This window comes from Bacteroidota bacterium, assembly GCA_008933805.1.
Classification (GTDB): Bacteria; Bacteroidota; Bacteroidia; order UBA8524; family UBA8524; genus SB11.
In genome coordinates this window covers 1-10,501 of the sequence record WBUH01000031.1, presented here as the reverse complement: position 1 = coordinate 10,501, position 10,501 = coordinate 1, and the positions used below count along the sequence as shown (strand labels likewise).

8 protein-coding genes are annotated in these 10,501 nt (G+C 40.3%); 5 read left to right on the top strand and 3 right to left on the bottom strand.

What is annotated here, in order from left to right; genetic code table 11:
* The 3 genes from F9K23_18690 to F9K23_18680 all read right to left on the bottom strand — a co-directional run.
* Nucleotides 1-1,548: ATPase (locus F9K23_18690; protein KAB2912677.1), on the bottom strand; the 1,548-nt coding region annotated here is incomplete at its 3' end.
* On the bottom strand, nt 1,511-2,248 hold the full coding sequence (locus tag F9K23_18685) for a hypothetical protein (protein KAB2912678.1): 738 nt from the start codon (nt 2,246-2,248) through the stop codon (nt 1,511-1,513). The genes F9K23_18690 and F9K23_18685, both read right to left, overlap by 38 nt.
* A gap of 17 nt (nt 2,249-2,265) precedes the next feature.
* Nucleotides 2,266-4,545 (bottom strand): Rv1355c family protein, encoded by a 2,280-nt coding sequence (locus F9K23_18680; protein KAB2912676.1) that lies wholly within the window; start codon nt 4,543-4,545, stop codon nt 2,266-2,268.
* A gap of 82 nt (nt 4,546-4,627) precedes the next feature.
* On the opposite strand from F9K23_18680, the gene F9K23_18675 reads away from it, so the two are divergent.
* The 5 genes from F9K23_18675 (at nt 4,628) to F9K23_18655 (ending at nt 10,352) form a co-directional block, all read left to right on the top strand.
* Nucleotides 4,628-5,095, top strand: coding sequence for a response regulator (locus F9K23_18675; GenBank protein ID KAB2912675.1), 468 nt, complete (start codon nt 4,628-4,630; stop codon nt 5,093-5,095).
* A 188-nt stretch (nt 5,096-5,283) separates the two neighbouring features.
* A complete protein-coding gene (locus F9K23_18670; protein KAB2912674.1) occupies nt 5,284-6,252 on the top strand; it encodes an OmpA family protein in 969 nt (322 codons plus the stop codon).
* Nucleotides 6,253-6,335: 83 nt separating this feature from the next.
* Nucleotides 6,336-7,499, top strand: coding sequence for a glycosyltransferase family 4 protein (locus tag F9K23_18665; GenBank protein KAB2912673.1), 1,164 nt, complete (start codon nt 6,336-6,338; stop codon nt 7,497-7,499).
* 4 nt (nt 7,500-7,503) lie between these two features.
* Nucleotides 7,504-9,159 (top strand): hypothetical protein, encoded by a 1,656-nt coding sequence (locus F9K23_18660; protein KAB2912672.1) that lies wholly within the window; start codon nt 7,504-7,506, stop codon nt 9,157-9,159.
* The gene (locus tag F9K23_18655; protein ID KAB2912671.1) at nt 9,159-10,352 is read left to right on the top strand and encodes a hypothetical protein; all 1,194 of its coding nucleotides are present in this window, start codon (nt 9,159-9,161) and stop codon (nt 10,350-10,352) included. The genes F9K23_18660 and F9K23_18655 overlap by 1 nt, the downstream gene beginning before the upstream one ends.
* The last annotated feature ends 149 nt before the right edge of the window (nt 10,353-10,501 follow it).

Sequence of the window (10,501 nt, the reverse complement as noted above, 5' to 3'; positions counted from 1 at the left end):
ATCTATCTCTTTCCTAAAGTGGGCTATCTCTTTTAATTTCTCTTCCAGCTTATCGGGTTCAACAAGACCTTCGTACATCTTCACCAACTCCATAATATCAGTAATATCCCTGTGTAGGGGCTTAATGTTTGAAGTAATGAAGTTAACAGGGTTATTAATCTCGTGGGCAATACCCGCTGTAAGCTGACCTAACGACGACATCTTTTCTGCATCAACCAGTTTTGATTGTGCATTTTTAAGATTATTCATCGCTTCGTGTAATTCAGATGTACGCTCGTTTACTCGTGCTTCCAATATCACGTTTTGTTCACGCACAATACGTTCGTTTTCTTTAACAGCTTCAATGGCTTTGCGTTGGTTCTCGTTGTTTTCCCGTGTAAGCAGGTTTATTTTGTTTGCCAACGCTATAGAAAGTAAGGCAACTTCGAGTGCCGAGCCAACAAGCAGTGTACTATTGGTGAACAGGTTGTATGAGAATACCCCAAAGTTCATCATTACATAGATGAATATACCCACCATTAACGAACCCCAAGCTATCAAATAAAAGCCTGCTGCCGGAAACCCTTTACGGTAGATGTATATGGCTGTTGCCAATATATATATAGCCACTAGTGATTGAGTACCTAATATCATACCGTAGGTGGTACTGTGTACACCCGCAAGGCTCATTACAATAAATACAAGGTATAGTGCTGAAAACACGTGCAACCCTTTGTGAAAGCGAGGGGCGTTTTCTTTAGTGTGCAAAAACACCTTTAAGAACTCAATACCGGCAAGACTAACCAAACAGGTAAAGATAAAAATACTATTGTGCGCCAACCACGATGAACCCGGCCATATATACTGAAAGGCATAACCTTGCAAACTTGCTTGGGTAAGTCCCACAAACAACGTATGCAATACATACCACAAATAGCTTTTATCACGTGTGCTGATAAGTACAAACAGGTTGTAAAAGAACATAACAAGGATTAGCCCTGCGTATGCTCCAAACAAAACACGCTTGTTGTCTTGGCTTTCAAAAAGTAATTGGTCTTTACCAATGTACATGGGTAGCAATAATTGCTCGCCGCTTTTAATACGCATATAATACGTATGCACACCGGGGGTTTCGTTCAAATCAAATACAAACGATTCTTCTTGGTATTTTCTGGCTTTAAACGGAAAACGCTCGCCGTATTCAATAGCTGCGTACTTACCCGAACTGTCTTTGTAATAAAAGGTGATTTCATCCAACAAAGGTTCTGCCACGTTTAGTAACAGTCTTTTTAAGCCCTTGCTGTTATCAACACTAAGCTTCATCCAAAAAACAGACGATGAAGTGTTAAGATTGGGTACCTCTTTGCCTAATGGGGCAAAGTTAGTGGCACCTTGTACTTGGTCAAAAGTTAGTTGGCCTGTTTTATCCTCCAGCACATACAGGTACTCCCCAATCAGAGCAGGTTCCTCAGTTGCAGGATAAGCTTCCTGCCGGGTTTGTGCCTGTATAGCACAAGCAATAAGAAAAAAACTAACGAACCACAGACCTGTTAATATCTTCTTGCACATGAAACGGTAACGGGTTTATATTTTTTAATTTAAGGTCAAATTCTATCTTCAGCGGGCCGCGCGATGTTTCTTCAGTAATTGTTTGGTGTAAATTTTCGCGCAACTTCAAAATATTATCTCTGTGTATTGCATCCGCTGTAGCTAGCTTTGCTGTATCGCGTACCACTATAGAGGTGGCAATAAGATCAATTTTGGGATAAAAGAAAGTACCCCTGTTACCTAATCCCATTTCAATTACAAACCCTTTTTCAACGCTTATTTTTAACGTATGCTCAGCACAAAGTGCAAACAACGTACTTAGTTGAAGCTGGGTGATAATGGCAATACCTGCCCACATAAGGTAAGTAGTTCCTACCCCGTATCCTGCAACTTCGCGGGCGTTCCACAAACCGCACAACTCACCCGCACCGTTTTCCGCAAATTTTTTCACAAAATCAAACACATTATCTTCAACCTGTCCGATGGCTACTTCCATCGGAAGGGGGATTGTACCGTTTGATACATGCACACGTATACCGCCGCAAATAAGTCCGTCAGGAGCTTCAGCCATACACACATACACATCGGGGTTTCGCATCCACTCATCATTGGCAGATGTAACTTTAGTTACCCCGTAAGCATTAAGCACATTAGCATGCCCTTCGGCAAACTTTTTACAAGCTTCAGGCTCATCAACAGCCCTAAAGGCCCTTATTTTTATTTCGCTAATCAACGTTATTATATATAAAATAATACTTCACTTAAATTTCTACGCAGTGCCTTCACTTTAGGCTCATCGGCTCTGCCCAGCCTAAACATAAATATATGCCCGCCGGTTTCAAAACCGGGCAAAATAAGTTCGTATTCTTTCATTAAAGGTGATAATTTATCCATATCCTGTGTAGTTAGCCCTACACCTTTGCCTTGGGTTAATCTCCTAAATAAAAACAAAGGTACTGAAAGTGGTTGAAAAGCATAGCCAAGTTTTGTCGCTGTTAGCCAAGCCCTTTGCACAGCCCTACCCCCCATTAAGTAGTCAGCGGGCGTATTTGCTGGCATAGTGATAAGTGCCATTGCTGAAGCTGTATCGGTAACTTTTTTTGTTAATTTTTCAAAAGCAGCCCCTTTACCCCAGTCGCTAAGCAGCTTTATGGCTCTGTAATCTTTGGCCATTGTAAATCCAACAGCTTCAGATTGCGTTGCACCTGCGGTAGAAATATCAATTCCATCGCGTGTGCGTTCGGCTTCTTCAGCACTCCACCTCATTTCTTCAAAAAACGTATTGAAATGCCCTTGGGCGTGCATCATACGAACTTTGTCAGCTTTTGCAACTACACTACCAAGTTGGCTAATCTGTTCTCTATCGGTTATAAAACTAATACCTGCACCTGATATTTTTGCAATTTCTTTCTTAAAAAATTCTTTATCCCCTTCTGCAAACGCCACATAATGTCCTGCATTACGATTGGTAAGTCGAGTGGCAATATACTCTGAAAGCCCGTCGCTAGTAGGGTTATCCTTTTGCAAACCAATGCCGGCAATCAAATGATTTTGGGCACCTAAAGGAAAGTATTCAACATTGGCAGTATAGCCCAATGATTTTGCCTTTAAATCAAAATTTTCAATCGCGGCACCTAATCCAACGTACGAACCTAAGTTATTATAATCCAATAACGAGAACGAATAGTGCTCATCGTGGAATAAATAAGCCCTTCCATCTTTGTAAGCCCACTTCCAGGGCTGCACATTACCACCCGAAGGTGCCAGGCAAGCCGCTGCAATTATTTCTTCAAGGTCGTTCTTTCCAACTTCAATTGTTGGAACTTTTGAAGCAGCTTGTGTTAATGCTTCTTTAATGTCCCCGCTGGTTAGCGCAGCTGGTTTTTCGGGCAACGGAGCCGGTTTATCCAACGGCTCTTTATCACCTACTAATTCATCCAAGTCAATATAATACCTGCCCGATTCGTGGTACTGATCCAGCAAAATCCGGCGGCATACATCACCTCCAACCGCTCCGCCCAGTATCACTGAGGTAGCCAATTGTGGCCACGTGTTTATCGTTTCTTCTACCTCCATCATAGATGCCTTCATGCGCGGCGAAATCTTTTCGGCACCAATCATCGGCAAAATGTAAGGTATCTTTTGCTCATTAGTAAGCCCCTTAATATCCTTGGGGTTTAAGTCACCCACCAACCCATGCAGTATCGGGCGGTTAGGCTCTCTGTCAAAACGCTCTACATCCAGCAACCCTCTGTCACTGGTATCCATCACCACCGGCACACCCAATTCGCGGGCTTTGTAACGTGCCAGTATCTTCATATCCAATCCGTCACACTCATCTACCAAAATATCCAATTTTCCACCTTCTGTAAAAAAGCGGTCAATATTCTCTTCGGTTAAACCATCATCAAATAAGGTAACTTTCAAAAACGGGTCAATCTCAGCAATTTCTCGTGCTGCCATCACCACTTTTTTAAGTCCCATATTATGTAACGGAGTACGTATACGGTTAAGGTTGCTTAATTCTAAATCATCAAAATCGGCAAGACGTAACTCACCAAAGCTACGCTCCATAGCTAAGGTAAGAGCTATAGACTGGCCCACTGAAAGACCAACAATGCCTATTTTTTTTGTTCCGAGTAAATCACGCTCTTCACGTGTAATTTTATATTGGTTACGATTTGTGCGTACCTCAATAAACTCTTGTTCATCCAGTAAATGAACCAACCTACGCGACCATGGATAAAACACCCACACTCCATAATGTTGTATATTTGCACCTGCAAGATGCTTTTCAACACCTTGGTGTAATTCTTCTTTACTTAATTTGCGGGAAGGGTGCAAACTTTTAATAAGTTCGCATAATTGTGAGTGTATTGTGTCAAAAACAAAAATATTGGTATTTTTGATAAGAAATTGGTTGAACACATCAATTTCATTTTCAGTACGAAGCCTGAAAAATATTGTAGAATATGAAACATCGTCGGCTAAGGCTGGTAATTGGATGTTTGATTTCATTTGCAGGTGCAATATAAATTTTTTTAAAGAAATATTTTAAATTTTAAATACTTTTATTGAAATTTACGCTCGAAAAATACACATGGAAAACGAGAAGATTAAGATACTTTATGTAGATGATGAGGTTGGAAATTTAGTGGGTTTTAAATCTACTTTCCGTCAGTTGTATGATATTAAAACAGCAGTATCTGCAAAGGAGGGCATGGAAATTCTGGATGCCAACCCGGGTATTGAAATTATTATTACCGACCAACGGATGCCTGAAATGACGGGTGTTGAATTTTTAACAGCAATTAAGGATAAACACACTGAACCTATCCGTATTTTATTAACCGGTTATACTGATTTTTCGGCACTTGTAGAAGCTATTAATAAAGGTCAGATTTATCGTTATTTACAAAAACCATGGAACGAGGACGAAATTAAAGTAGTGGTGAACCAAGCCTACGAAATCTTCGACCTTCGTCGCAAGAACCGCGAGCTAATGAAGAGTTTAGAGAGGGCTAACGAGCAGCTTGAATTTTTACTACGTCAAAAACTTATCTCATAAGCAATATTATCATAATCGCTTATTAATAAAGATTTTATTTAAAAAACGTGACGCAATAAATTGCGCCACGTTTTTTGTTTTTAAACACCCTTGTTTTACTCACCTGTACATTAATCTAAACAGTTGTTGTTAACTATAATTGTTACCTGTGCTCCATTCGGCTTACTTTGCCTTAAACATTAACTTGTATGAAAAAAATACTTTGGGTGGCTCTAATAGCATCAATGGCATCGTGTGTGCCGCTGCGCAAACATCAAGATTTGCAAAAGGCATACGATGACGCTGCCGAAAAAAACAAGAACTGTAACACCCAGTTAGAAACCGCCACAACTGAGAATAAGGTGTTGAAAGAAGAAAACTATGCACAGCAAAAGCATATTGGCAGATTGGTAATTGATTCTACCGAAAATGCTACCCGTTTACAACGTACCCGCGAGGATTTAGAACAACTAAAAAACTCGTACGAAACCCTGCAAAAAAATACCGAAAAAGAAAACCAAAAATTGGACAGGGAATTGAAAGACCTTGAGACAAAACTGAACAAAAAAGAGGTAGAATTGAACAAAAAAGAGCAGGATTTAGCAGATAAAGAGAAATCAATTACAGAGTTACAACAAAACCTAAAACAGAAAGAAACGAAGGTTAATGAACTACAATCGATACTAAACACAAAAGACTCTGCTGTAAATGCACTTAAAAATAGTTTAACAAAAGCCTTGCTTGGCTATAAAGACCAAGGGCTTACCGTTACCGTTAAAAACGGAAAAGTGTACGTATCAATGGATGAAAAGCTACTGTTTGCCAGCGGTAGCATTGTGGTTGACAAAAAGGGTAAAGAAGCTCTGCTTGAATTTGCCAAAGCCATCAACAGCCAACCCGATGTAGGCATAATGATTGAAGGCCATACGGACAATGTACCTATGAAAACAGCCCAGATAAAAGACAATTGGGATTTAAGTGTGCTTCGCGCCACCTCAATAGTACGAATTTTGGCTGAAGACGGTAAAATTGACCCTGCCCGTATTATTGCTTCAGGCCGTGGTGAGTTTTCTCCCATTGCTGAAAACAAGAGTGCTGAAGCCCGCGCAAAAAACCGCCGTACAGAGATTATCCTAACTCCTAAGTTGGATGAGCTTTTCCAAATCTTAGGCAACTAATACTCATACAATATCAACTCAAAACAAAATATACAGCCCGGCCCATTAGGTCGGGCTTATTTGTTTGTATAAATTTGCCATTAGTGCAACCCAAAAAAATAAAAGTACTTTTTTTACCTGCTTGGTACCCGCACAAAAACGATAGCATGGCCGGGTTGTTTGTAAAATACCATGCCTTTGCCGTTTTAAACTTTGCCGATGTTGCCGTGTTGCACATAACACCAGATCCTAATCAGAAAAAGGGAATTGAATATAATTACCACATTGAGGGACAGCTAAAAACTGTAATTGCCTATATACGCAAAAACGGTACAATTGATAAATACCTATACCCATTGCGTTATTTATGGGCTACTATAAAAGGTTATGGCTTGATAAAAAAAGTATTTGGCAAGCCTGATATAAACCACGTACATATACTTACCCGCAGCGGATTATGGGCACTTTATAAAAAGATAACCACCGGCACACCTTATATTATTACTGAACATTGGTCGAGGTACTTACCCCAAAATAGCGGTAGTTATAGCGGAACATTGCGCAAATGGCTTACCCGCAGAGTGGCTAAAAACGCCTCAGCCATTACCACAGTATCTACCCATTTGGGAGTGGCCATGCAACAGCATCAACTTACTAATAAATACCTGCAAATATCAAACGTGGTAAACGTAGGTTTCTTTAGTCCGTTAAATCCTAAACCGCAAAATCCAAAACCTGTTTTATTGCACGTATCTTGTTTTGACGAAAAGCCCAAAAACGTTAAAGGAATTTTAGATGCTGCAAAACAATTAACCCTTGAAGGCTTTGAGTTTGAACTGCGTTTAGTGGGTGACGGAAAGGACCACCAAATGTGCGTGGACTACGCTAATGAACTAGGGCTAACCAATGTAGTTTTTACAGGGTTAAAAACCGGAACTAATTTATTGGCCGAGTACCAAAAAGCAGATGTATTTGTTCTTTTCAGCAATTTTGAAAACCAACCCGTAGTTTTGATTGAAGCCTTTGCTTGCGGATTACCTGTTATAGCTACTAAAGTGGGCGGCATACCCGAAATTGTGCAACCTGAACGTGGTATTTTGATTGATGCAAAAGACAAAAAAGCATTGATTGACGCGATAAAAAGCAGCATTCTTCATCCTGAACAGTTTAACAAAGCTGCGATGCAACAATACGCGCACGACAACTTTAGTTATGAAGGAGTGGGGCGCAAATTTTTTGAAGTGTATAAACAAACCCTAAACTTATAAACCAATGGAGGCACCCCGCACCTTATCCTTTGGTATTTTATGCAATGGCACTACATTTCCCCAGTGGCAGGCTGCGGCTTTGCAGTTGCTTTTAAACAACCCCGCTTGTAAATTAAAATTGGTAGTGGTGAACACTAATCCTTCACCCAAAAAAAACATATTTAAGAAGCTGTTTTCGCGCACTTTGTTGTTTACTCAGTATGAGAACCGATTTCTAAAAATACCCGCCCTCAAAAAAGTTGATTTACAACAAGCTTTTACACAATGCACAGTTTTACAAGCTACAACGCTGAGAAAGGGGAGATTCAGCCATTACTTTAGTGCTGATGATATTGAAACCATAAAAGGCCACGAGCTTGATTTTATAGTTCGATTTGGCTTTGGGATTATTAAAGGTGATATTTTAACCGCTGCCAAATACGGGGTTTGGAGTTACCACCACGGCGACGAGATTAAATTTAGAGGCGGACCCGCAGGTTTTTGGGAGATTTTTAACCGTTCGGCCGTTACATCGGCCATTCTTCAACAACTCACCCCTACCCTCGACGGAGGAAAAGTTTTGAAGAAAGGATATTTTAAAACCATCCACCATAGTTATCCCGAACAGTTAGACACCTTATTAAGTCAAACTTCAAGTTGGCTATTGCAGGTTGCCCTTCAAGTAGCACATTCTAATAAGTTGCCTGAGATTCCTTCTGAAACGAAAGCCGAAAAACTGCACAAAGCTCCCGGAAATTTGGCGTTCAGTTGGTTTTGGGTACTAATACTGGTTAACAAAATCCGTTTTAAACTGAACAACTTATTTAAGGTTGAAATTTGGAACATTGGCACTTTAACAAACACAATTGAGGAGGTTGTTGAGGGTAAGAAACTATCGATAAAATGGCTACCCGGACACAAACCACAAAGCCTAACCTACCGTGCCGACCCTTTTGTATTAACCGAACCCGGTCGTGAAGTATTTCTGTACGAAAAGTTTGATTATCATACCCATAAAGGCCATATAGAAGCGATAGAGCATTATCCGCTCACCAACACCTATACTCAAGAAAATATAATTATTCCACCGGGTACACACCACTCCTACCCTTTTGCATTTGAATACAATAACACAAGGTATTGCCTGCCTGAGAATTTTGAGGCAAACAACGCCGTATTATATTTAATGAATAAAAATAATGATTTGAAAAAAGTATCGGTAGTATTGGGTGGAATACCCGCTGTTGACCCTACTTTGGTGTATCACGACGATACATTTTGGCTGTTTTTTACGTTGAAAAATGCATTACCCAATGCCCAACTGTTTATTTATCACAGTGCCGCCATTGAAGGTCCTTACGAACCTCATATTTTGAACCCCGTAAAAACAGATATTTCATCAGCAAGACCTGCCGGAAACTTCTTCCGATATAAAGGTGATTTAATTCGGCCATCTCAAAACTGTACCCACACCTATGGCGGCAGTTTGGTGCTTAATAGGGTTATTAAACTCAGTAAAACTGACTATGTTGAAGAAAAACTAACCGAAGTGATGCCTTTTGACGAAGAATACAATAAAGGCCTGCACCATTTAAGCGTGGCAGGCAATGTATTGGCAGTTGATGGAAAAAAATATATCTTTTCACTTTCCCTATTGTTAAAAAGGCTACAGGGCAAGTAATGAAAATACAGATACTGGTTACTTTTTTCTCGCGGTTTGGCAGTGCAGCAGCCGGCTTTGTTATCGCCATCCTGCTCTCTCAATTCTTAGGTGCCGAAGGAAAAGGACAAGCCTCGTTACTTATCCTAAATATTTCATTTATCAATTTACTTACCAACGTTATGGGAGGCTCGGCGGTTGTGTTTCTGGCACCCCGCTATTCTGCATTCACACTTCTTGTTGTTTCGTATATCTGGGTGCCTGTGTCAGCACTGCTACTATGGGCACTTTATATGGTTTCGGGATATACCTTCACTTCTCTAAACCACCACACATTTATACTGGCAACCTTATTAGGCTTTTTCCAAACCAATACCAACCTGCTACTGGGCAAAAAACAAACGCATACCTTTAATATTCTTAGTTTAGCACAAGTACTATTAACCTTAACTTACCTCTTAGTTGCTTTATACAGCCCTGTAGCGTCAAAAAATTACAATCAATACGTTTATGCGCTGTATTGCGGCTACGGACTATCCTTTATTGCCAGTTTATATTATGCCAATAAAGAAATCAACGAATATCTAGTAGCTGATGTAAAAGAAGTAATCAGTAAATTTATTAAGCACGGTGGCTATCTCCAGCTTGCCAATTTGGGACAACTGCTTATATACCGTGCCAGTTTTTATATTATCGGCTATTATCACCAGCTCCCCCCTTTAGGCATCTATTCTAACGCAATAGCTATCGCTGAATCCATTTGGATTGTGAGCAGAAGTATTTCTACGGTTCAATACGCTGAAGTTGCCAATGAAACCGACATTAAAGTGTCCATGCAAAAAACAGCCCGACTAAGGTGGATAAACGTTGCCATTGCAACTGGTCTTACCTTACTCGTTTGTTTACTGCCTGACGGGCTATATACACTTCTATTCGGTAAAGAATTTAAAGGTTTGCAAGAAATCATCTGGTGGCTTGCGCCCGGTATATTGGCCTTCTCCTATTACACTATCACCACCCACTTTTTCGCGGGCATCGGTAAAAACCACTACAATACCATCATATCCTTCACTGGTTTCGGGCTCACTGTGGTTTTAGGCATGATACTCATCCCAGCATACAGTGCCATAGGTGCTGCCATCACAGCATCAATGGTGTATTTACTCAATACCCTCCAAGCTGAATATTATTATAGAAAGCTAAGTAAGGGGTAAAAATCAACCTGCGAAGCTGTTAATTTCATTGAGATTGCATCCATCCCGATACATCCCTTATCCCTATTAACCAAAATCAACAATAAGAGTGATTAATGCAACAGCTATCAGGCTATAAGTATAACGCTTTAGAGCCCCATCCCTCTTAC

Bases quoted from the DNA above. Each gene is read 5' to 3' on its own strand.
- F9K23_18670 (KAB2912674.1), top strand. From the start codon at position 5,284: ATGAAAAAAATACTTTGGGTGGCTCTAATAGCATCAATGGCATCGTGT.
- F9K23_18655 (KAB2912671.1), top strand. From the start codon at position 9,159: ATGAAAATACAGATACTGGTTACTTTTTTCTCGCGGTTTGGCAGTGCA.
- F9K23_18675 (KAB2912675.1), top strand. From the start codon at position 4,628: ATGGAAAACGAGAAGATTAAGATACTTTATGTAGATGATGAGGTTGGA.
- F9K23_18680 (KAB2912676.1), bottom strand. From the start codon at position 4,545: ATGAAATCAAACATCCAATTACCAGCCTTAGCCGACGATGTTTCATAT.
- F9K23_18660 (KAB2912672.1), top strand. From the start codon at position 7,504: ATGGAGGCACCCCGCACCTTATCCTTTGGTATTTTATGCAATGGCACT.